This is a genomic window from Streptomyces huiliensis (genome assembly GCF_020037025.1).
GTDB classification, from domain to species: Bacteria; Actinomycetota; Actinomycetes; order Streptomycetales; family Streptomycetaceae; genus Streptomyces; species Streptomyces huiliensis.
Map to the genome: position 1 here is coordinate 1 of NZ_JAIQLH010000219.1, position 21,350 is coordinate 21,350.

Sequence of the window (21,350 nt, forward strand, 5' to 3'; positions counted from 1 at the left end):
GCGGCGGCGGCGCGCAGGGGCAGCACGGGGTCGTGCTCGGGCCGGGCCGTCCGGGCGAGGACCGCCTCGCCGTCCTGTTCGACGACGCCCTCGGCGAGCGGGAGCCGCTCCGGTTCGACGAAGCCGCCGCGCCCGCCGCGGCCCCCGAGCACCCGCCGGAGCCGGGGCCGGGCGGAGCGCGCCCGCAGCACCCGGCCGACCTCGCGCCAGACGACGTCGGCCGCGTACGCGACGGTGCCCGCCGCCTCGTAGACGCGGCGCAGCAGGGCGTCGGCGTCCGGGTGGCCGAGGGCGGCGGCGACCTGGTCCTGTTCCTGGAGGGTGAGGCGGTCGGCGGCGCGGCCGGTGGTGAGGTGGAGTGCGTCGCGGGTGTCGAGGAGCAGCGCGCGGGCGTGCTCCAGGCCCTCGCGGGGGGCGTCGGCGAGCCAGGAGGCGGCGACGGCGCGCAGCGCGGTGGCGTCGCGGAGGCCGCCGCGGGCTTCCTTGAGGTCGGGTTCGAGGAGGAAGCGCAGGTCGCCGTGGTGGCGGGCGCGTTCCTCGCCGAGTTCGCGGAGTTCGGGCAGCCGGGCGGGGGCGCGGTCGCGCCAGTCGGCGTAGGCGGTGGTGCGGACGGCGGTGGTGAGGCCGGGGTCGCCGGCGAGGTGGCGGGCGTCGAGCAGGCCGAGGTGGACCTTGAGGTCGTCGGCGGCGGTCCGGCGGGCGCCGGCCGGGGTACGGACGGCGTGGTCGAGGGCGAGGCCGAGGTCCCAGACCGGGTACCAGAGGCGGTCGGCGACGGCGGCGACGTGCGCGGGGTCGGCGCCGGGCGCGTGCAGCAGCAGGAGGTCGAGGTCGCTGCGGGGCGAGAGCTCGCCGCGGCCGTAGCCGCCGACGGCGACGAGGGCGACGCCGTCGGCGCGGCCGAGGAGGCCGGCGAGCCAGCCGTCGGTGAGCCGGGCGAGTTCCGTGCGCAGGGCGGGTCCGGTGCGGGCGCGGTCGTGCAGCAGGCGCAGCCGGGCCGCCGCGTAGCAGTCGGTGCCCGAGTCGGCGGATCGCAGGTGGGTTTCGGTCAACTCGGGCTCCCTAACGTACGGTTCAGAGGGCGTCGGGTCCGCGTTCGCCGGTGCGGACGCGGACGACGGTCTCGACCGGTACGACCCAGACCTTGCCGTCGCCGATCTTGCCGGTGCGTGCGGTGCGGACGATGACGTCGACGATGTCGGCGGCGTCCTGGTCCTCGACGAGGACCTCGATGCGGGACTTGGGGAGGGTGTCGATGCGGTACTCGGCTCCCCGGTAGACCTCGGTGTGGCCGCGCTGCCGGCCGTGCCCCTGGACGTCGCTGATGGTCAGCCCCTGGACGCCGAACCGCTGCAGGGCGTCCTTGATCTCGTCGACGCGGTGCGGTTTGACGACGGCGGTGACGAGCTTCATGCGTCCACCTTCTTGTTGTCCGGCTTGTTGTCCGGCTGGTCCGGCTGCTGACGGGCGTGGTCGGACCGCCCGTCCGAGGCGGGCGCCCCGTGGAGGGCCGCGGTGCCGACGGCGCCGCCCACCGCGCTGTGGTCGTACGCGGTCTCGGCGTGGAACGCCCGGTCGAGCCCGGCGACCTCGTCGTCCTCCGTGGCCCGGAAGCCGACGATACGGTCCACGAGCTTGGCGAGCAGCCAGGAGACGGCGAACGAGTACGCCATGACCGAGAACGCGCCGGCGGCCTGCCGGCCGAGCTGGGTGGCGCCGCCGACGCCGTCGACGGCGAGGACGCCGACGAGGAGGGTGCCGATGACGCCGCCGACGAGGTGGACGCCGATGACGTCGAGCGAGTCGTCGTAGCCGAGGCGGAACTTGAGGCCGACGGCCCAGGAGCAGACGGCCCCGGCGACGAGGCCGATGAGGATCGCGCCGAAGGCGTTGACGGCGGCGCCGGACGGGGTGATGGCGACGAGCCCGGCGACGGCTCCGGAGGCGGCGCCGAGGGTGGTGAAGGCGCCGTGCCGGACGCGTTCGTAGGCGAGCCAGCCGAGCATCGCCGCTCCCGTGGCCACCTGGGTGTTCAGGGCCATGGTGGCGGCGGTGCCGTTGGCGGCGAGCGCGGAGCCGGCGTTGAAGCCGAACCAGCCGAACCACAGCAGGCCCGCGCCGAGCATCACCAGCGGGAGGCTGTGGGGACGCATGGGGTCCTTGCGGAAGCCGATGCGCTTGCCGACGACGAGCAGGGCGGCGAGGGCGCCGACGCCCGCGTTGATGTGCACGGCCGTGCCGCCTGCGAAGTCGATCACCTTGAGCTTGAACAGCCAGCCGTCGGCGTGCCAGACCCAGTGGGCGACCGGGAAGTAGACGAGGCTGACCCAGAGGGTGATGAACAGGCACCAGGCGCTGAACCGCACCCGGTCGGCGAGGGCGCCGCTCATCAGGGCGGGGGTGATCACCGCGAACATCAGCTGGAAGAGGGCGAAGGCCAGGACCGGGATGCCCTCCTTGCCGCCCGTGAGGGTCTCCGGGGTGATGCCCCTGAGGCCCACGTGCCCCAGGTCGCCGAGCAGCCCCCCGCCGATGTCGTCACCGAAGGCGAGCGAGTAGCCGTAGAGCACCCACAGCACGGTGACGATGCCCAGTGAGACGAACGACATCATCAGCATGTTCAGGGCGCTCTTCACCCGGACCATGCCGCCGTAGAAGAAGGCCAGGCCGGGGGTCATCAGCATCACGAGCGCGGCGCTGATCAGTACGAACGCGGTATCCGCTCCATTCACGATCCGTGTCTCCTCGCAGCGGGGCCCGTGCCCCCGTGCGGGCGGGGTTCGCTGTGGGCCGGTGTGGCCTTGAGGCTGACGCAGCGCGGTTTCGGTCAGGGCAGCCGGCTGTTTCGCGCCGGTGACGAAGGCGGCGGGAGTGTTACGTGCGGGTGAACCGGGCGTGGTCCGGGGCGCGGCGGACGTTGGTACGGCCGGGCTGTCGCCGGCCGCGAAAAGGCCGACCGCGGCGGCCGTCCGACGTCTGACTGGCGTGGGGGAGCCGAGTCGGGCTGTACGGGACGGTCGCCGCGGCCGGGGTCTGGGGGCCGGGCGGGGCCTTCGGACGACGCCCGGCCGGCCGGGGTCACGCGGGGGCGGCCTCCACGGACTCCGGCAGGTGGAGGGCGAGCTGCTCGGTGAGGTCGCGGACCTCGGCGACGCCGCCGAAGTCGCGGACCGCGGTGTCCACGGTCTTGCGGAGCCGGTTGTTGACCCGCTCGGAGCGCACCTGCTTGGCGATCCGCAGGGCCTTGGCCAGGTGGACGGTGGACGCCTCGGGCTCGCGGTCCATGAGGTCGACGGTGGCCAGGCCGATCAGGTTGAGGGCGTAGGAGCGCTGGTGCTCGCCGTCCTCCTCGAAGAGGTGGACGGCCTGCCGCATCTTGGGCCGGGCGAGCGAGGCGTACGTGGGGCTGCGGCCTGCGACGTAGGCGAGGTCGCGGTACGAGTGGGCGTTCTCGGCGTTCAGCTCGGCCTCGGAGAAGAAGCGGATCCAGTCCGGGTCGCCGTCCCCCGGCGTGCAGTCGGAGAAGCAGTCCTCCGCCATGCCGACGGCGCGCTTGCACTTGGCGGGCTGGCCCATGGTGGCGTACGCCCGGGCCTCCATCGCATACAACATGGCCTGGACGCGGGAGGTGGCCGTCTCCCGTGATCCGTACTGCCCCAGGTGGATCAGTTCGAGCGCGTCCTCGGGGCGGCCGAGGTGGATCATCTGCCGGCTCATGCTGGAGAGGATGTACGAGCCGAGGGAGCGGTCGCCGGCCTCCTTGGCGGCGTGCAGGGCGAGCACGAAGTACTTCTGGGCGGTGGGGTGCAGGCCCACGTCGTAGCTCATCCAGCCCGCCAGCTGGGCGAGTTCGGCGGCCACCTTGAAGAGGCGTTTGGACGTCTCGTCGGCCTGCGGCTCCTGGAGCAGGTCGGTGACCTCGTGGAGCTGGCCGACCACGGCCTTGCGGCGCAGCCCGCCGCCGCACTGGGCGTCCCAGGCGCGGAACATCATGGTGGTGGACTCCAGCAGGTCCAGCTCCGGCCTGGAGAGCTGGGCGCGGCGGGTGCGGTCGCCGGAGCCGGGCGGCGTGGCGCCCACGGGCGAGGTGGGGACCAGCCAGCGCTGCATGGGCTCGATCAGGGCGGAGCCTGCCGAGAGGGCGAGCGAGGTGCCGAGGAAGCCACGCCGGGCGAGCATCAGGTCGCTGCGCGAGAACTCGCTGATCATCTCGACGGTCTGGGGGGCGGCCCAGGGCAGGTCGACCCCGGTCGCGGAGGGCGACAGGTACGCGGTGCGGAGGCCGATGTCCTCCACGCCGACGACGCAGCCGAACCGCTCGGAGAAGAGCTCGGAGAGGATCTTCGGGATGGGCTCGCGCGGCTGCTCGCCGTCCAGCCAGCGGCGCACCCGGGAGGTGTCGGTGCTGATGTGGTGGGCGCCCAGCTGCCGGGCCCGGCGGTTGACCTGGCGCGCCAGCTCGCCCTTCGACCAGCCGCTGCGCAGGAACCAGGAGTTGAGCTGCTCGTTGGGGCGCTTGTCGGTCTTCTCGCCCTTCTCGGCCCGCTCGACCCTCTCGCTCTTGTCCGCCCTGCCGGCACCGCCGGTGCCGCTGACGCTGCCGTCCACTGGAACGCCCCCATCCAGACCGTCCGTTCCCGCGCTCACCCGCCCGGGACCGCTGAGTCGTGCACCGCCGGCGCACCACGCCGCGCACGCCACCCGCCCGTCCCCACCGCCCCATGCGAGCCCAACGGCCGCACGGGCAAGGGGAATCGGACGCGAACGTGGTGGCGGCACCCCGTGGCACCGCCGCGGTTCACACACTGAAAGTAATCCTACGATCACGGTCGAGGCGAGTGCGGTCCAGTAAACGCCACCATTCGCCACCCCAAGGAATGAACGCGCCACGCCCGCCGCGCGATTGACTTGACATGGGCACCGGAGAGCACGGGAACCGGCGTCCGGCAAGGGGTGAACCGATGCACGGCACGGCGCGCACCGCAGGTCACACCCCCTGCCGCGCACCGTCGCGCCGCCTTGAAGCAGCTCCCGCGACGGTACGTGTCCAGGACACTCCGACCCGTAACCAACCGCATAGAGGACCCGTTGGAGGGGGCATGGGCTTCACAATCGGCGGCATCCGGGACCTGCGTGCGAGTTCCCGGCGCCGGGGCCGCGCGTCCGACGCCGCGACCGTGGTGGCGGAGTGCACCGGACTGTGGGGCTGGGACGTGGCGCCCGGCGCCCGCGCGGTGCGCACGGGTCAGCAGGTGTCGTGCTCGTGCGGGGCCGGCGACTGCCCCTCCCCCGGAGCCCATCCCCTCTCCTTCGCCCCGGTGGTCCCGGCAGGCGCCACTCTCGACGAGGCCGCGCACGCCTGGGCGCAGGTGCCCGGCGCCGCCGTCCTGCTGCCCGTCGGGCGGTCGTTCGACGCCCTGGAGGTCTCCGAGGCGGCCGGGCGGCACGCGCTGGCCCGGCTGGAGCGGATGGGCCTGCCGCTCGGCCCGGTGGCCCTCACCCCGCACGGCCGCGCCCTGTTCTTCGTCGCCCCGGGAGCCGCCGCCGAACTCCCGCAGCTGCTCTACCGGATGGGCTGGGACGACGCCCGGCTCGACCTGCACGGCCTCGGCGCCGGCGACCACGTCACCGCGCCGCCGTCCGACTTCGCCGGGCTCGGCCCGATGCGCTGGCTGCGCCCGCCGGCGCTGGACACCGCCTACCGGCCGCCGGAAGCCCGGTTGCTGCTGGGCACGCTCGCGTACGTCTGCCACCGCTCGGGTACGGCCTGAGGCGCGGGTCCCCGCCCCTGCGGCCTGAGGCGCGGCTCCCGCCCCGCACCGTACAGCCGGCCCGGAAACGCACCGTACAGCCGGCCCCGGAAACGCGAAACGGGCCCTGCCGCGCGTCATCCGCGCCGGCAGAACCCGTTCCCCGCCTGCTGATCCCCTGGTCAGTCGCCGATGAGGGCGTCGACGAACGCCTCCGGCTCGAACGGCGCGAGGTCGTCCGCGCCCTCGCCCAGGCCGACCAGCTTCACGGGCACGCCCAGCTCGCGCTGGACGGCGACGACGATGCCGCCCTTGGCCGTACCGTCGAGCTTGGTGAGCACGATGCCGGTGATGTTGACGACCTCGGCGAACACCCGGGCCTGGACCAGGCCGTTCTGACCGGTGGTGGCGTCCAGCACCAGCAGCACCTCGTCGACCGAGCCGTGCTTCTCCACGACACGCTTGACCTTGCCGAGCTCGTCCATGAGCCCGGTCTTGGTGTGCAGCCGGCCGGCGGTGTCGATGAGGACGACGTCCGCGCTCTCCGCGATGCCCTCCTTGACCGCGTCGAACGCGACCGAGGCGGGGTCACCGCCCTCGGGCCCGCGGACGGTACGGGCGCCGACGCGCTCGCCCCAGGTCTGGAGCTGGTCGGCGGCGGCGGCGCGGAAGGTGTCGGCCGCGCCGAGGACGACGGACTTGCCGTCGGCGACGAGCACGCGGGCGAGCTTGCCGGTGGTGGTGGTCTTGCCGGTGCCGTTGACACCGACGACCATGACGACGCCGGGCTTCTCCTCGCCGTTGACACCCACGCCGGGCTCGGTGTGCACGGCGCGGTCGGCGTCGGTGCCGATGAGGTTCAGGAGCTCCTCGCGGAGCAGGCCGCGCAGCTCCTCGGGGGTGCGGGTGCCGAGCACCTTCACACGCTCGCGCAGCCGCTCGACCAGCTCCTGCGTCGGCGCGACGCCGACGTCGGCGGTGAGCAGGGTGTCCTCGATCTCCTCCCAGGTGTCCTCGTCGAGGTGTTCCCGGGAGAGCAGCGTGAGCAGCCCCTTGCCCAGGGAGTTCTGCGAGCGCGAGAGGCGGGCGCGGAGCCGGACGAGCCGGCCGGCGGTGGGCTCGGGCACCTCGACGGCGGGCGCCTCGGGCTCGGGCTCCGGCTCCACGACGGGCGCCGGCTCCTCGGGAGCCTCCGGAGCGGCCTCCTCCGCCGGAGGAAGCTCGACCTCCTCGACAGTACGGCGCTTCTCTTCGCGCGGGGTCTCGGCCTCCTCGCCGACGTGGGGCTCGGCGGGCGGCGCGGTGACGGACGGGCTGCTCGGCGGCGGAGCCGGGGGCAGCTGCTTCTTCTTGCGGCTGCTGACCACGAGCCCGCTGATCGCGCCGAGCACGACCACAGCGATGACTACAGCAAGGATGACGATTTCCATAACGGACCCAGTATCGGCCACCCTGCCCTCCGGGCGCCGCAGCGCCCGGCGACGCGGCTCTCCTGTGTTCTTCCGCCGCCGCTCTTGTGCTTTTCCACAAGGACCAATGGCACTAACTGCGCAAAGTTGGAACTAAGTACGATGGTCCGGGCTGCGCGACGCGCGTAGAGTCCGACTGTTCCTTTCTGTCCCCCGCTGTTCAGGCCCGCCCTGTTCACCGCCCCTGTTCACACCCCGCACGGAGCCCCCGATATGGCCCCCACCATGGACAACGCTGCCGAAGGCGCCAACGTGTCCAGCACCGACGGCGCCGCGAGCGCCATCGAGACGCGCGGCATCGAGCCTGTCCCCGATCACGAGCGGCACGGCCGGGTCCGGGAGCTCTTCCCGACCTGGGTCGCCGCCAACATCAGCGTCCTGCTGCTCACCATGGGCGCGGCTCTGATCGTCTTCAACTCCCTGAACTTCTGGCAGGTCCTGATCGTCGCCGCCTGCGCGGCGCTGGTCTCCTTCGGCCTGGTGGGCGTTCTGTCGGTCTCCGGCAAGTGGGGCGGCGCGCCGGGTGCGATGCTCTCCCGCGCGACGTTCGGTGTGCGGGGCAACCTCTTCCCGGGCGCGATCCTCTGGGTGGCCCGCTTCGGCTGGGAGACGATCAACGCGGTCACCGGCGCGTACGCCGTGCTGACCGTGCTCGACCTGGTCTTCGGTGTGAAGAGCAACACCGCGCTGATCGTGGTCACGCTGCTGGCGTTCGTCGCGTGCACGTTCCTGGTGAGCGGCATGGGCCGCAAGGCGCTCAACGTCTGCAACACCTACTCGACCTACCTGTTCGGCGTCTTCAGCGTGCTGGTCCTCGGCTACCTGATCGCCAACATCAAGTGGGACGAGGTCTTCTCCAAGCCCGCGGGCACGACGGCCATGATGGTCGCCGGCATCGGCACCATCGCCGCCGGCGGCATCAGCTGGGTCCCCACCGGTCCGGACTTCACGCGCTACCTGCCGCACGCGGCCTCGGGCAAGAAGATCGTCGGGACGACGATCTCCGGCGCGGGTCTGGTCATGGTGCCGATGGTGCTCATGGGCGCCGTGATGGCCGTGTCCACCCCGGACCTGGCCGAGGCCCCCGACCCGGTCTCCTTCCTCGGTGACATCCTCCCGATCTGGCTGGCGGTCCCGTACCTGATCACCGCCATCGTCGGCATGCTGCTGATCAACAGCCTCTCGATGTACTCGGCCGGCTTCACCGCCCAGACCATGGGCGTCAAGCTGCCCCGGGCCATGGCGGTCAGCATCAACGCCGTGATCTCCCTGGTCGGCGGCCTGCTGCTGATGCTGGTGGCGAAGAGCTTCCTGAGCTCCTTCATCACCTTCCTGATCCTGCTCGCGGTCTCCTTCTCCGCCTGGATCGGCGTCTACGCGGTCGACATGTTCCGCCGCCGCTCGCGCGCCGTGCGCTACGACCCCGAGGCCCTGATGGACACCGGCCGCACCAGCCGCTACTGGTACACCGGCGGCTTCTGCTGGCAGGCCATGACGGCCTGGGGCGTGGCCCTGATCGCGGGCCTCTGCTTCACCGACTGCGCCTGGTTCACCGGCCCGCTGGCCACCACCTTCATCGGCAAGTACGGCCTGGGCTGGGCCGCGACCATCGTGATCTCCGCCATCGCCATGGCCGTCCTCCCCACCCCGCGCGAGAACGGCACCGCCCCGGTCCCGTCCCAGCGCGAGGAGGAGCGCCAGAAGGCCGCCGTCTGACGGCTCCCGCTCTCCGCACGGAACGCCCCCGCACCGACCACCGGCGCGGGGGCGTCGCGCTTTGGGTTCACCCCCCGAGCAACTCCCGCAACCGGCCGGGAGCACACAACATCCCGTCCCCGTCCGGCGCAGGCAACAGCCAGAAGGCACCGGGCGGGCGGCGGCGCGTGGGCACCGGGGTGGCCAGGTAAGGCGTATGACAACTCGCCCCAAGACACTGCGTGCCCGCTACGTCCCACGTAGCGGCGGCGTCCGGCGGCACCAGCGCCGTGTACCGATCCCGCAGCCGGGACACGATCACCGCCGCCCCGATCCCGACCTCCCTGAACCGCGCCTCCACCACGCCCCGCTCCCGGCTCGCGACCCGGCTCTCAACGAGCGCGGCGGGCACGTGGACGGCGTCGAAGTGGATCCCAGCCCGCAACGTGGCGGGCAACCCCTTGGCCCACGCCTCCCGAGCCACCCGCGGATGCACCTCCCGCGACACGAGCCAGGCGGCGGCCCCGGTGGCGAGCCAGGGGTGGAGGCGGAGGAGGGAGGTCATGGGCGCGCCTTTCCGTCAGGGGTGGGCATGGAGCCGGCGGGCAGCGGCCGGGCCTGGGCCCAGATCGCCGCCTTGTCATGGCAAGGGCAGACGCAGGGCCACCGCTCGATGCGGTCGCGGTCGGAGTCTCCGGAGACGCAGCGGGTCACCGTGGCTCCGGGGCAACGCGAGTGCTGTCCGAGGTGGCACAGGTCGGTGGTCCGTGGGCGTGCCGCGGTCGGCTCGGTGCCTTCTCCGCGGCGGCGAGTGCGGGCTCGCAGTGTGCCTGTTGCCGAATGCACGGCTGTCCGGCCCGTCGTGGTGATCTCCATAAGGCTCCCGATGCCGTTGGCGTACGTGATGTGGCGCCGACCGTACGGCCGCGGGAAAGGCAGGAGGGGCAGGAATCCTGCCCCTCGCTCATGCGTTCCTGCCGGCGCGGCTAGACCGCGAGCACGCCGAGTTCGACGGCGAGTTCACCGGCCCGCCGCCGTCGCTCCGGACTTCTGGACTCGGTCTCCTCCAGCACGATCCGCCGGGCGTAGCCGTTGTAGGCGATCGTCTCCGGCGCGGCCGCGTGGGCTTTCGCGAGGGTGGCGAGGGCGACGTCCGGCTGGCCGTCGAGGTGGTGGGCGCGGGCTTCCTCGATGCGGTGCCGGGCCCGGCGTGGGCGGGACGGGATCAGGTCGCCGTCCGCCCTGGCGGACTGCCTGACGGACTCGGGACCCGCGTGCAACTCGACGGCGACGGTGACGGCGTGGGCCGACATCACGGCCGTGGAGAACGAGGTGACGGGGTGGTAGTAGCCGGGCGGCAGCCCCTCGGCGACGCTGCGGGCCTTGTCCCACCAGCCCCACGCAGCCCCGGACTCACCACGCCGGGCCGCCGTGTACCCCCTCTCGAAGCGCAGGGCCCCGGCCACGGCGCGCACTTCGGTACTCGCATCCGGGAGCAGCGGCTCCAAGAACCGCAGCGTCTCCGCGTTGACCGCCTCCGCCGCGTCGAACCGTCCGGCGTCGCGGTGCGCCTGCACGGTCAGCCAGGCGGCGACGCCGACGGCGTGCGGGTCCTCGGACTCCTGGGCCGCGACCATGCCGCGCTCGGCCACCCGCCAGAGCAGCGCCTGGTCCGGCTGGTAGGCCACGAAGAACTGGGCCAGGGAGTACACCTCGGACAGGATCACCTGCATCGCCCGCCGTTCGGTCGACGTCTCGGCGGCCCGCGCGCCGCACTGCGCGTCCCGGATGAGGTCGGGCAGCAACGCGCCCACGACCTCGCGGTGGTGGGCGGACGAGTGCCGGGCCGCCCAGGCCCGGTCGAGCCGCTGCCGCAGGTGGGCGGCGGACGCCGGTTCGCGCTCGTACCGGACCGGGAAGGCGTCGACCGCGTCCCGTACGGCCGGCAGGAGCCGGTGCCCCGGCCCGGTGAACAGTTCCGTTGACGTGGCCGGATCGCCGGTGAGGTCGGCCAGGTCGCGCACGCGCAGGATCTCCGCGATGCGCAGGATCATCGACAGGGACGGCGTGTTGAGGGCGCCGTTCTCCACCTGCTTCACCCACGAGGGCGACCGCCCGAGCAGCCCGGCGAGCACCGGACGGCTCAGTCCTCGGCGAGTGCGCAGGATCTGCATCCGCTGGCCGAAGACCAGCGGGTGGGCGTACGGGTCCGGGGCGGCCTCGTCCGGCATGGGGTTGCCCTCCTTCGCGCGGTTCGACACGGCAAGCGTAGAGGGCGAGCGCACGGACACGTCAGTGTGTGAAATTGGGTTGGCTAGAGGCAGTTGAGGCCGGTGGGCCGCCTGTTCAGCAGACCCGAGGTGCGTCCTGCCGGCCCAGGAGGTCCGGGAGTTCCGCCAGAGACCCGATGTGCCAGTCCGCCACGGCGGCATCCGCGCCGTCCGCCCACAGGTACCCCAACGGCCCCCGCCGCAGATGCACCGTGCGGAACCCGGCCGCAGCCGCCGGAACACAGTCGTTGGCCGGGTGGTCGCCCACGTACACCGTGCGCTCCGGCGGCATTCCGGCCAGCTCGGCGACGCGGACGAAGAAGGCGGGGTCCGGCTTGGCCACTCCCCACTCCCCCGAGGTGGCGACGGCATCGACGGAAAGGTCCATGGCCCGCAGCAGGTCACCTGCCCGGGCCGTCTGGTTGCCGGCCAGGAACACGCCCAGGCCGGCAGCGCGAAGCGCCTGCAACGCGGGCCCGGCATCAGAGTACAGATCAGACTCGTCCAGCCGTTCGCCGAAACCCGCCGCTTCCTTGGCCCGGGCCTCGGCGGCGAGGTCTATACCCGGTCGGAGCATTCGAATCGCGTCGGCGTTGTCCCGCCCCTGCGCCACCACCGCGCCGACGAGCGCGGACAGCGTGTGTCGCGGAACCCCGAGCCAGTCCGCCCAAGAAGCCCAACCCCGGTCGTCCTTGACGATCGTTTCGCCGATGTCGAAAACCACTGCTTCGACCACGCGGAGCAGCGTACAGAGTGCTCGGAACTCGACGCGCCCGTGGGCCTCTTCTTCGCTCGGCGTGACACGGCCAGGGCAGGCAAGGGAACGACGCGGATCACCGGCGCGGCCGCAGGCTCTCATGGGTCAGCGCCGATTGATGACCCTGTTCATGGCCTGAGCCGGTCCTGCTGCACGTCGAAGCACACCAGTCCCATGGCATCCGCTACTGCTGCCGCGTAGGCGGACACCTCCTCGGCCATGCTCCACCGCATGGCGAAGTAGATCAGCGGACCACTGGCTTCATCGATCAACGGGCCGGTCGACCAGGGCGAGGCGTCCTCCTCGTCCTCGGTGACGTCGCACCACCGCTCAAGAAGCACGGCGACGTAGGTCGCTATCCGTTCGGACGGAGGCGCTTCGGCTTCGCCGTCGATGTAACGGTTGTACAGGTCGCTGAAGGTCCGGCCGGCAGCCCTGTCATCCGGCGGCCTCTCGCCTTCCCAGACGGCAAGGTCGTAAGACATGCCCGGAGGCTCTCACACCGCGCTGGCGCCCCTCCCACGGGACACCAACTCGGCGTTGCACCTTCGACAGTGACCACCTGCGCGATCTCGCGCGCCGCGCGTGACCGCAGCCGACCGGAGCGCTGCCCAGTCATGATTCGGTGGGCAGAAGGTGGACCAGGCCGACCCAGTTCTCCTCGTCCACCTTCTTGTGGGTGGCGCGAACTCTCCAGCGGCCGGCGGGCAGCGGGACCGATGCTTGGGCGGGCATTCCGCCGCCGGGATACTCGATGCCCAGATCGGAGCCCGCTTCGGCGGAGTCCATGAGCACGGCCGGACCGTCCGACACCCAGATGCCGCACTCCCCCCATACCGTGGCCGGGTCGGCGAGGACAGCGCCCGCCGCGGCTCGCAAGCTGATCTCGGAGCGGGCGGCCGACCACCGCAGGAAAGCTCGGCTCCCGGGCAGATAGCAGCTGGTAGCCGGCTCGTCCGCCAGCACCAGCACCTGAGCACCGTCCTCGCCGACGGTGATGACACCGGCCAAGTCGGCCACCGCACAGGCCCGGTCGTAGTCGTCTGCGACGGTGGCGTCGCCCGCCATGGCCCTGCTCTCGGTGCAGCCGTGCCATGCGGCCAGAACGAAAACGGGGACAACGATCAAAGGGCCGCCCATCGACTCCACCCAGACCGGGGAGGGATGGGGCCCGTCGGCTGCGGTAGGCGAAGGGGAGCTCATGCGGTCAGTGTGCCCTCGCCCTCTGACAACGCCGTCACCGCCGACGGCGCTCGTCGGCCCGGCGTCGCCTCCGAGCAAGTGACCGGGGCGTCGGCTGGAACGGCAAGCGAAGAACAACGACATCACCGAGCCCGTGATGACGACCCGCGGGTCGGGGCGGCTGCTCGACTGTTCGGTTCGGACGGCGGTCCGGGCCCCGGGGTACCGCCGTCTTCCGGTCGTTCCTCGGCCGGGCCAGGTAGCGGTTCGGCGGGGACTCGCCTGGGCCGGTGGCCCAGTGCGGTATCGGATCGGGCTTCCGGACGCGCCGGCGTCCGCCTGCGGGGAGCGGGCTCATCAGGCCGATGGCGTGACCGAAAGCCTTGCCGCCGGCGGTAGTTGGCATTCGGGAAATCCTTGACGCAGACCTTTCGAACGTGAACGGATCGTTCCCGCGCTTGCCCGTTTCCGTACTCCTCGTGAGGAGACCATGATGCGCACACCCTTATTACGCCGGCCCCGCGCCGGATCCCGCGCCATCTCCCGCGCCGGATCCCGCCCCGGGACCCCCAGACCCCGGCTGACGGCCGCCCTCTCCTCCGCGCTGCTGGCGGCCGGGCTGCTCGTGGGGACCGGGGCCGGAACCAGTGGGCAACCGGCGCGGGCGGATGGCGGGACTGCGGCGAGTCAGACGCCCGGCAGCGGCCGGCCGTTCGCCACGTACAACATGCAGGGCTCCGACCACGGGCTGCGCTGGACCGGCGAGGTCGGGCCCCTGACGATGCGGCACGAGGTCGTCGCACTGCAGGAGGTCGGCAACGGGCCGCCCGCCGAGCCGAGTCAGGCGCGCGGCACCGGGGTGTCGATCCCCATCACCCACCCGTTCCCGGCCGGGCTGCCGGGGGCCGTGAACCACACGCAGTGGGAGTACCGCCACCACCGCCGTCACGTGTACTTCCTCCAGACCGACCCGCAGCGCCACCGCGGGACCGGGCAGGACCGCTGGACCGGCGGCCGGGTCAACCTCGCCGTGGTCACGCACGCCCGCGCGGACGAGGTCCGCGTCATCGAGAACCCGCTGTACGACCGGAACGAGCCCAGGAACGAGTACCGCTACCGCCGCGCCCTCGGTGTGCGGTTCGGCAACACCGTCTACTACAACGTCCACGCCCGCGGCGCCGACGTCGGCCCGCTGCTCCGGGGGATCCGCGCCGCCGCCCGGGCCGGCGAGAGCTGGGTGATGGTCGGCGACTTCAACCTGAACATCCGCAACCGCAGCGACCGGCAGGCTCGGGAGCGGACCCTCCGGCTGCGGGCCGACGAGCGGCTGGCCCGCTCCCGCCGCGCCACCCACCAGCGGGGCGGCGAGCTCGACTACGCGATCACGCACGGCACGCCGGCGTTCAACGCGGGCGTCCCCGCGGCCCGGGGCTCGGACCACTACCCGGTGCAGTTCGAACCGGCCCCCACGCCCGTGCCCGCCGCGCCCGACGGGCGGGCGCACGTCTTCTCCACCGGTCTGGAGAACGCCTCGACCGGCGCCGCGCTGGACGTCACCGACCGCCCCGGCAGCCGGGTGACCACCCGCCGGCAGGCGTACAACGCCAACCAGCGGTTCCGGGTGGGGACCGTACAGGGGCACTGGTACCGCTTCGCCCGCGGCGGCAGCCCGCAGGCCGCGCCCGGCACCCTCACCAAGAACGCCGCCGGGCCCGAACTGTGCCCCGGCGTCAACCCGCTCCTCCCGCTCTCCGTCCTCGCCTGGTCCTGCGACGCGCCCGAGGCCCAGTGGACCCCCGACGACCCGGGTGAGCCCGGCGGCCCGCTGCGCTGGCGCAACTCGCGTCGCCCCGAGCTGTGCCTGACCGGGGGACGGAGCGGGGACGCGGTCGGGGCACTGCCCTGCAACGACAGCGCCGCCCAGCAGTGGTGGGACAACTCCCGCGCCGTGCCCGAGAAGGAGTGGCGGGTCGGCGACGGGCGGACGCGACTGCGCGCCTTCAACGGCCTCTACCTGGACCTCCGCGGCGGGACCGGCCGCGACGGCACCCCGCTGACCGCCCGCAAGAAGAACGGCGCCGGCAGTCAGCGGTGGGACACCGAGTACGCCGAGTTCGGCGACAACCTCGTCCGGCTCAGGGCGCTCGGCGGCGGCAAGCGGTGCGTCGACCTGGTCAACGCCGACCGGCCGCGCCCCGGCGACCGCACCGTCCTCGGCAACTGCTCCGACCGCCGCGCCAAGAAGGACGGCACGGGCCACCGCTGGCAGGCCGAGATGTACGGCGACGGCACCCTCCGCTTCCGCAACGAGGGCGCGCACCTGTGCCTGGCGGCGCCGCTGCGGGAGACGGGTTACGTGACGATCGAGTCGTGTGACGACAGCCCGCGGCAGCGCTGGACGATCGTGCCGTAAGCCCACCGGAGCTTCGCGCCGGGCCGTCCGCCTAGAGGATGAGCACGATCTTCCCCCGGGCGTGCCCGGTCTCGCTCAACCGGTGTGCCGCGGCCGCGTTCTCGAGGGTGAAGGCGGCCGCGACCGGCACGGTGAAGCGGCCCTGACCGGCGAGAGCGGCGGCCACGGCAAGACCCTCGACCGCCGGTGGGTCCGCTCCCGGGCCCGCCGAGCGGGTGTGGTGGACCCCGTACTCGCCGGCGTTCATGTCGGCGATGGTCACCACCCGGTCCGGGCTTCCGGCGAGGTCCACCAGATCGGGCAGCGAGCCGGATCCGGCGCAGTCCAGGACGGCGTCGACGCCGCCCGGCGCCAGGGCGGCGACCCGCTCGCTCAAGCCGGGGCCGTACGTGGTCGGCGTCGCCCCCAGGCCCGCGACGAACGTGTGGTTGTGTGCGCCGGCCGTGCCGACGACGGTCGCGCCACGGGCCGCCGCGAGTTGGACGGCGACCGTGCCGACCCCGCCGGCCGCGCCCTCGATCAGCAGGGACGTGCCGGTGCCGACCTTCAGCCGGTCGAGGGCCCGCGTGGCGGTCTCGACGTTCCCGGCCGCGCCGCCCGCCTGCTCCCAGGTCAGCGCGTCCGGCTTCGGCGCCCAGGCGGCCAGGACGGCGTACTCGGCGTTCGCGCCGCCGAGTTCCGCGACGTCGACGATGCCGAAGACCTCGTCCCCCGGCCGGACACCGGTCACCCCCGCGCCGACCTCGTCGACCACACCCGCGGCGTCCATGCCGAGCACGTGGGGCAGGTGCAGCGGCACCATGTCGCGGAACCGGCCCGAACGCAGGCGGCAGTCGGCGGGAGTGAGGCCCGATGCCCGCACGGCCACCCGGATCCGTCCCGGTCCCGCGTGGGGTTCCACCACGTCGGCGACTTCCAGGACGCTCGCGGGTCCGTACTCCGAGAATGTCAGTGCTCTCATGGCGCCGGACGCTAACGGAACACCCCGTCCGTATAACTAAAGTGAGAGCGGTGACCAACCCTTTGTCCCACTCCCTGCGCTCCGACGCCCGGGACAACCGGGAGCGCATTCTCGCCGTGGCCCGCACGACGTTCGCCGCGCAGGGGCTGGACGTGGCGATGCGCGAGATCGCACGGCGGGCCGAGGTCGGGCCCGCGACCCTCTACCGGCACTTTCCGACCAAGGAGGCGCTGGTCACCGAGGCCTTCCGCGAGCAGATGACGGCCTGCACGGCCGTCGTCGACGAGGGACTGGCCGATCCTGACCCGTGGCGCGGCTTCTGCCTGGTGGTCGAGGCGGTGTGCGAGATGCAGGCGCTCGACCGGGGCTTCACCGCGGCGTTCGCCTCGGCCTTCCCGCGCGCGATCGACTTCGCCGCGGACCGTGAGCGGGCCCTGGGCAAGGCCGCCGAACTCGTCCGCCGGGCCAAGGCGGCCGGCGGGCTGCGCGCGGACTTCGTCCTGGACGACCTGATCATGGTGCTCATGGCCAACGGCGGCATCCGGACCACCTCGCCGGACGACGCGGTGACCGCCGCACGGCGTTTCGCCGCGCTGCTGATCCAGGGCATGCGGGCCGACCGGGCCGGACCGCCACTGCTCCCGCCGGTCCGGCCGCACCGCCGACGGTCGTGACGTAGGGGCCCATCGGGCAACCGGCGCCCACGCGCAGCCCTCAGCGCTCCCTAGCCTCCCGCCCGATCTCCCCCCGCCGCTCCCACACCCCCGCCGACACCCGCGCCAGCAGCCGCGCCGCCGGGTCGTCGACGTCGTCGCCCGAGCCGAGGGGGCCCGTGTAGCAGACGGCGATCGTGTACGGCGGGGCGTCGGGCGGGTGGATGACGGCGGCGCTGTGGCGGAGGCCGGTGATCCAGCCGTTCTTGCCCGCGAGCCGGGTGCCCGGGGGCAGGCCCGCGGCGAGGTCGACGGCGTGGGCGTTGTGCTCCAGCAGGGCCAGGACCTCGGGTTCCAGGGAGTCCAGGAGGGCGGCCAGGTCGCGGGCGGTGACGTGGTTGTGGAGGCCGGCCGCGCGGGCCGCGTGGTCCTCGATGCCGCGGGTGACCGTGCTGCGGGTGGCTCCGGCGCGCTGCCAGACGTCGGCCACGGCCGCGTATCCGGCCTCGGCGAGGCAGAGGTTGGTGGCGAGGTTGGAGGAGTGGGTGACCATGCGCTCGGCGAGCCAGCGCAGCGGGACTGTCTCGCCCAGCCGTTCCCAGGGCAGCGGGTCGCTGTCCTCGGCGGGGTCGTTGGCGTAGGTCCCGCCGGCCGCGGAGGCGAAGCGGTTGACGACCGGGACGGGCCGGTCGAGGTCGGTGCCGGAGCGGTGGAGGGCGGCCAGGACGACCACCTTCATGGTGCTCGCGGCGTAGTGCACCGCGTCCGCGTTCCGCTCGATCACCGGGGGGGCGGCCCTGAGGGGCCACGAGGACAGACAGCACGGTCTCAGCGTAGACAGCGGACAGGCCGCCCCGGTGCGGAACCGGGACGGCCTGTCCGTGGAAAGCGGAGATGGGTGGCGGGGGGGGATGTCAGCCCATCTCCTCCAACGCCTTGCCCTTGGTCTCCTTGACGTACTTGAGCACGAAGGGGATCGAGAGCACGGCGAAGACCGCGTAGATGACGTAGGTACCGGACAGGTTCCAGTCCGACAGGCTCGGGAAGCTGGCCGTGATGGCCCAGTTGGCGACCCACTGGGCGGCCGCGGCCACACCGAGCGCCGCGGCGCGGATCCGGTTGGGGAACATCTCGCCGAGGAACACCCAGACCACGACGCCCCAGGAGAGGGCGAAGAAGAGGACGAAGGCGTGGGCCGCGATCAGGGCGACGGTGCCCTGGGCGGTCGGCAGCGAGCCGTCGCCGGCCTGGGACGAGAAGGCCCATGCCTCCAGGGCCAGGGAGATCGCCATACCGGCGGAGCCGACGATCGCGAGCGGCTTGCGGCCGACCCGGTCGACGAAGATCATCGCGATCACGGTGCCGACGATGTTGATGATCGACGTGGTGAACGAGTAGAGGAACGAGTCACTCGGGTCGATGCCCACGGACTGCCACAGGGTCGCCGAGTAGTAGAAGGCGACGTTGATGCCGACGAGCTGCTGGAAGACCGAGAGGCCGATGCCGACCCAGACGATCGGGAGGAAGCCGGCCTTGCCGCCGATGAGGTCCTTGAAGGTGGACTTCTGCTCGCTGCGCATCGCGTGCTCGATCTCGGCGACGCGGGCGTCGAGGTCGATGCCCTTGCCCTCGACGTCCGCGAGGACGGCCTTGGCCTTGTCGACCTTGCCGACGGAGATCAGGAAGCGGGGGGACTCGGGGATCACGAAGGAGAGCAGGCCGTAGAGGACGGCCGGGACGACCATGACGCCGAGCATCAGCTGCCATGCCTCGATGCCCAGCACCTTGCCGCGCTGGTCGCCGTCGGCCATGTTGAGGATGCCCCAGTTGACCAGCTGCGAGACGGCGATGCCGACGACGATCGCGGCCTGCTGGAAGGAGCCGAGGCGGCCGCGGTACGCGGGCGGGGAGACCTCGGCGATGTAGGCCGGGCCGATGACCGAGGCCATGCCGATCGCGATGCCGCCCAGGACGCGCCAGAAGGCCAGGTCCCAGAGGGCGAAGGGCAGCGCGGAACCGACGGCGCTGATGGTGAAGAGGGTCGCCGAGATCTGCATCACGCGGATGCGGCCGATCCGGTCGGCGAGGCGGCCCGCGGTGGCGGCGCCGATGGCGCAGCCGATCAGCGCGATGGCGATGACCTGGGCCAGGGCGGCCGAGCCGATGTCGTACTTCCCGCGGATGCCCTCGACGGCGCCGTTGATCACGGAGCTGTCGTAGCCGAAGAGGAAGCCACCCATGGCCGCGGCCGCGGTGATGAAGATGACGTGGCCGAGGTGGTCCGGCTGGGCCTTGCGGCCCTCGGCCCCCTGCGCCATCGCAGTGCTGGTCAACGTGTACTCCTGGGTTCCTCGGCGACGTTGCCGAGAAAGGTGTGGGGGTGGCCTTTCCAGTGGGTCACATGATCCAAGTGCCCACCAGTTGAAGGCATAAGCGACGCAGCAGACCCTATGTCTTCATTTGGCGAAGTCAATACTTTGTGACGAAGAACTATCCCTCACCTTTGGGGTAGTTTGCCTTCAATACTTGAATGCGATCATGAAAAATGCCCGGAATGCGGGGCCATTCGGACCGTCGGCGATCAACGATCGACCGCCGACAGGGGTACCGATCCGGTCACTTCAACCGCTGGCTGATCACCTTTGAGACACCGTCGCCCTGCATGGACACGCCATAGAGCGCGTCGGCGACCTCCATCGTCCGCTTCTGGTGCGTGATCACGATCAGCTGCGAACTCTCCTGGAGCTCCCGCATGATCCCGATCAGCCGCTGAAGGTTGGTGTCGTCCAGCGCCGCCTCGACCTCGTCCATCACGTAGAACGGGCTCGGCCGCGCCTTGAAGATCGCCACCAGCAGGGCGACGGCGGTCAGCGACCGCTCGCCGCCCGACAGCAGCGACAGCCGCTTGACCTTCTTGCCCGGCGGCCGCGCCTCCACGTCCACGCCGGTGGCCAGCATGTCGTCGGGGTCGGTGAGGACGAGCCGGCCCTCGCCGCCCGGGAACAGCCGGGAGAACACGCCCTCGAACTCCCGGGCGGTGTCCCGGTACGCCTCGGTGAAGACCTCCTCCACCCGCCGGTCCACGTCCTTGACCACCTGGAGCAGGTCGGCCCGGGTCTTCTTCAGGTCCTCCAACTGCTCGGAGAGGAACTTGTGCCGCTCCTCCAGCGCCGCGAACTCCTCCAGCGCCAGCGGGTTGACCTTCCCCAGCTGCTGGTACGCCCGCTCGGCGGCGCGCAGCCGCTTCTCCTGCTCGGCCCGGACGTACGGGACGGGCGCGAGCTCCCGCGGCTCCTCGCCCTCCGCCGGGGGCGACGGCGGCACCGGCTGGTCCGGACCGTACTCGGCGGCCAGCGCCGCCGGCTCGATGCCGAACTCCTCCAGCGCCTTCGCCTCCAACTGCTCGATCCGCAGCCGCTTCTCGGCCCCCAGCACCTCGCCCCGGTGCACCGAGTCGGTGAGCTTGTCCAGCTCGGACTTGAGGTCGCGGGCCCGGTTGCGGCCGGTCACGAGCTCGCGTTCGCGCTCCGCCTTCGCCGCCTCCGCGGTCCGCCGCTCCTCGTCCGCGCGGACCAGCGACACCTCGACGTGCGCCAGCAGCTGCCGGGCGCCGGCCGCGACGGCCGTGGCCACCTCGGCCTCGTGCCGCATCCGCGCCCGCCGCCGCTCCGCGCGCTCCCGCGCCTCCCGCTCGGCGCGCGCCGCCCGGTCCAGCGAGTCCGCCCGGCCAGCCAGCGCCTTGACCCGCTCCTCGTGGGTGCGCAGCTGGAGCCGGGCCTCCATCTCGGTCTGCCGGGCGTTGGCACCGTCGGCGGCCAGCCGGTCGCGGACGGAGGTGTCGGGCTCGTCGACGGCCTCCTCCTCGCCCAGCTCCTCGGCCGCGGCCAGCCGCCCAGCCAGCTCCTCGGCCTCCTCACGGGCCCTGACCAGGGACTCCTCCGCGTGAGCCGCCGCCGCGGCGGCCCGCTCGGCCTCGCCCGCCGCCGCCCGGGCCTGTCCGGCGAGCCCGCCGAGCAGCTGCGCGGACCGGGACTTCTCCCGGTCGGCGGCGCTCAGCCGGGCGGCCAGCTCCTCGACGAGGGCGGCGCGGCGGACGCGCTCCTCCCCCGCCTCCGCCTGGGCCCGGGCCAGCTCGGCGCAGCGCCCGTCCAGCTCCGTCAGCTCGGCGGCGGCCTCGTCGACGGCCGCCCGCACCTCCAG

18 protein-coding genes are annotated in these 21,350 nt (G+C 72.6%); 4 read left to right on the forward strand and 14 right to left on the reverse strand.

Going from position 1 to position 21,350, the window contains the following annotated elements; translation table 11 throughout:
• The 4 genes from JNW98_RS28480 to nsdA all read right to left on the reverse strand — a co-directional run.
• A partial coding sequence (locus JNW98_RS28480) for a [protein-PII] uridylyltransferase family protein (RefSeq protein WP_504755487.1) occupies nucleotides 1-1,052 on the reverse strand: 1,052 nt, incomplete at its 3' end.
• A gap of 22 nt (nucleotides 1,053-1,074) precedes the next feature.
• Nucleotides 1,075-1,413 (reverse strand): P-II family nitrogen regulator, encoded by a 339-nt coding sequence (locus JNW98_RS28485; RefSeq protein WP_223771187.1) that lies wholly within the window; start codon nucleotides 1,411-1,413, stop codon nucleotides 1,075-1,077.
• Nucleotides 1,410-2,732, reverse strand: coding sequence for an ammonium transporter (locus tag JNW98_RS28490; RefSeq protein WP_223771188.1), 1,323 nt, complete (start codon nucleotides 2,730-2,732; stop codon nucleotides 1,410-1,412). The genes JNW98_RS28485 and JNW98_RS28490 overlap by 4 nt, the downstream gene beginning before the upstream one ends.
• Nucleotides 2,733-3,078: 346 nt before the next feature.
• Nucleotides 3,079-4,608, reverse strand: a complete 1,530-nt coding sequence (gene nsdA, locus JNW98_RS28495) for a transcriptional repressor NsdA (RefSeq protein WP_372459340.1) — start codon at nucleotides 4,606-4,608, stop codon at nucleotides 3,079-3,081.
• Between the two features lie 491 nt (nucleotides 4,609-5,099).
• Here nsdA and JNW98_RS28500 point away from each other — a divergent pair, with 491 nt between their 5' ends.
• Nucleotides 5,100-5,771 (forward strand): bifunctional DNA primase/polymerase, encoded by a 672-nt coding sequence (locus JNW98_RS28500; RefSeq protein WP_223771189.1) that lies wholly within the window; start codon nucleotides 5,100-5,102, stop codon nucleotides 5,769-5,771.
• 161 nt (nucleotides 5,772-5,932) lie between these two features.
• On the opposite strand, the gene ftsY is transcribed toward JNW98_RS28500, so the two are convergent.
• On the reverse strand, nucleotides 5,933-7,180 hold the full coding sequence (gene ftsY, locus JNW98_RS28505) for a signal recognition particle-docking protein FtsY (RefSeq protein ID WP_223771190.1): 1,248 nt from the start codon (nucleotides 7,178-7,180) through the stop codon (nucleotides 5,933-5,935).
• Between the two features lie 252 nt (nucleotides 7,181-7,432).
• Between ftsY and JNW98_RS28510 the strand changes: the two genes are divergently transcribed.
• The gene (locus tag JNW98_RS28510; RefSeq protein ID WP_372459341.1) at nucleotides 7,433-8,935 is read left to right on the forward strand and encodes a purine-cytosine permease family protein; all 1,503 of its coding nucleotides are present in this window, start codon (nucleotides 7,433-7,435) and stop codon (nucleotides 8,933-8,935) included.
• Nucleotides 8,936-9,002: 67 nt separating this feature from the next.
• On the opposite strand, the gene JNW98_RS28515 is transcribed toward JNW98_RS28510, so the two are convergent.
• From JNW98_RS28515 to JNW98_RS28535, 5 genes are all read right to left on the reverse strand, one after another.
• The gene (locus tag JNW98_RS28515) at nucleotides 9,003-9,479 is read right to left on the reverse strand and encodes a hypothetical protein (RefSeq protein ID WP_223771191.1); all 477 of its coding nucleotides are present in this window, start codon (nucleotides 9,477-9,479) and stop codon (nucleotides 9,003-9,005) included.
• 421 nt (nucleotides 9,480-9,900) lie between these two features.
• On the reverse strand, nucleotides 9,901-11,145 hold the full coding sequence (locus JNW98_RS28520) for a helix-turn-helix domain-containing protein (protein ID WP_223771203.1): 1,245 nt from the start codon (nucleotides 11,143-11,145) through the stop codon (nucleotides 9,901-9,903).
• A 115-nt stretch (nucleotides 11,146-11,260) separates the two neighbouring features.
• Nucleotides 11,261-11,920, reverse strand: a complete 660-nt coding sequence (locus tag JNW98_RS28525) for an HAD family hydrolase (RefSeq protein ID WP_223771192.1) — start codon at nucleotides 11,918-11,920, stop codon at nucleotides 11,261-11,263.
• Nucleotides 11,921-12,069: 149 nt separating this feature from the next.
• Nucleotides 12,070-12,426, reverse strand: a complete 357-nt coding sequence (locus JNW98_RS28530) for a hypothetical protein (RefSeq protein ID WP_223771193.1) — start codon at nucleotides 12,424-12,426, stop codon at nucleotides 12,070-12,072.
• 130 nt (nucleotides 12,427-12,556) lie between these two features.
• Nucleotides 12,557-13,144 carry an Imm21 family immunity protein gene (locus tag JNW98_RS28535; RefSeq protein WP_223771194.1) on the reverse strand — a complete coding sequence of 196 codons (588 nt, stop codon included), beginning with the start codon at nucleotides 13,142-13,144 and terminating at the stop codon, nucleotides 12,557-12,559.
• A gap of 469 nt (nucleotides 13,145-13,613) precedes the next feature.
• Between JNW98_RS28535 and JNW98_RS28540 the strand changes: the two genes are divergently transcribed.
• Entirely contained in the window at nucleotides 13,614-15,536 is a 1,923-nt protein-coding gene (locus tag JNW98_RS28540) for a ricin-type beta-trefoil lectin domain protein (protein ID WP_223771195.1), read from the forward strand.
• 31 nt (nucleotides 15,537-15,567) lie between these two features.
• Here the strand turns inward: JNW98_RS28540 and JNW98_RS28545 are convergent, their stop codons facing one another.
• A complete protein-coding gene (locus tag JNW98_RS28545; protein WP_223771196.1) occupies nucleotides 15,568-16,497 on the reverse strand; it encodes an NADP-dependent oxidoreductase in 930 nt (309 codons plus the stop codon).
• A 50-nt stretch (nucleotides 16,498-16,547) separates the two neighbouring features.
• On the opposite strand from JNW98_RS28545, the gene JNW98_RS28550 reads away from it, so the two are divergent.
• A complete protein-coding gene (locus JNW98_RS28550; RefSeq protein WP_223771197.1) occupies nucleotides 16,548-17,171 on the forward strand; it encodes a TetR/AcrR family transcriptional regulator in 624 nt (207 codons plus the stop codon).
• Nucleotides 17,172-17,211: 40 nt separating this feature from the next.
• Here JNW98_RS28550 and JNW98_RS28555 read toward each other — a convergent pair whose 3' ends face one another.
• The 3 genes from JNW98_RS28555 to JNW98_RS28565 form a co-directional block, all read right to left on the reverse strand.
• The gene (locus JNW98_RS28555) at nucleotides 17,212-17,934 is read right to left on the reverse strand and encodes a serine hydrolase (RefSeq protein WP_223771198.1); all 723 of its coding nucleotides are present in this window, start codon (nucleotides 17,932-17,934) and stop codon (nucleotides 17,212-17,214) included.
• A gap of 130 nt (nucleotides 17,935-18,064) precedes the next feature.
• Entirely contained in the window at nucleotides 18,065-19,483 is a 1,419-nt protein-coding gene (locus JNW98_RS28560; protein WP_223771199.1) for a sugar porter family MFS transporter, read from the reverse strand.
• Nucleotides 19,484-19,766: 283 nt separating this feature from the next.
• A partial coding sequence (locus tag JNW98_RS28565) for an AAA family ATPase (protein WP_223771200.1) occupies nucleotides 19,767-21,350 on the reverse strand: 1,584 nt, incomplete at its 5' end.